1 protein-coding gene is annotated in these 795 nt (G+C 55.8%); it reads left to right on the forward strand.

Features of this window, described 5'->3' with window-relative positions; genetic code table 11:
* Positions 1-9: 9 nt before the first annotated feature.
* Positions 10-795: condensation domain-containing protein (locus QD47_RS29600; RefSeq protein WP_268794286.1), on the forward strand; the 786-nt coding region annotated here is incomplete at its 3' end.

The following is a 795-nucleotide window of genomic DNA, read 5'->3' on the forward strand; positions in this document are numbered from 1 at the left end:
GTGCAGCGCGTGTTCGATCGGATGGTGCAGCACCATGATGCGCTTCGCATGCACTTTTCCGTGAGCGAATCGGGCATCGTGCAACGGAACCGAGGGATGGAAGGTGCTCTGCTGAGCCTGCAAGCGTTTGATTGTACCGGCGAACCGGAACCCGCCGTACGGATCGCCGAGCATGCCAGACACGTGCAGCACGGGATTCAGTTCGAAGAAGGACCGCTGGTTGCGCTCGGTCTGTTTCATACACAAGAAGGAGACCATCTCTTGATCGTGATTCACCATTTGGTCGTGGACGGCATCTCCTGGCGGATTTTGCTGGAGGATTTGAATACCGGATACCAACAGGCGTTGAGAGGGGAAGAGATCCGTTTTCCGAGGAAGACAGATTCGCTTCAAACCTGGGGACAAGGTTTATTAGAATATGCTAACAGCCCGGCTCTGCTGAGCGAAACGGCATACTGGACTCAGGTGGAACAGACGCCGGCAGCCCTACTACCGCAGGATTCCGATCTGATGGATCCACAACAGGAGGAACACGCTCCCGTCGTGATGTCGCTGTCCACCGAAGACACCACGAAGCTGCTGCATCGCGCGAACCAAGCCTACCATACGGAAATCGACGATCTCTTGCTGACGGGGTTAGGTCTGGCTTTGAACGCGTGGACGAACGAGGAGCATTTTCTCATTCAGATGGAAGGCCACGGCCGGGAATCGATTGGAACCGGTTGGGATATTCAGCGTACCGTCGGGTGGTTTACATCGCTGTATCCGATCGTCCTGAACATGCACGGCTCGGAG

It is taken from the genome of Paenibacillus terrae (assembly GCF_000943545.1).
GTDB classification, from domain to species: domain Bacteria; phylum Bacillota; class Bacilli; order Paenibacillales; family Paenibacillaceae; genus Paenibacillus; species Paenibacillus terrae_A.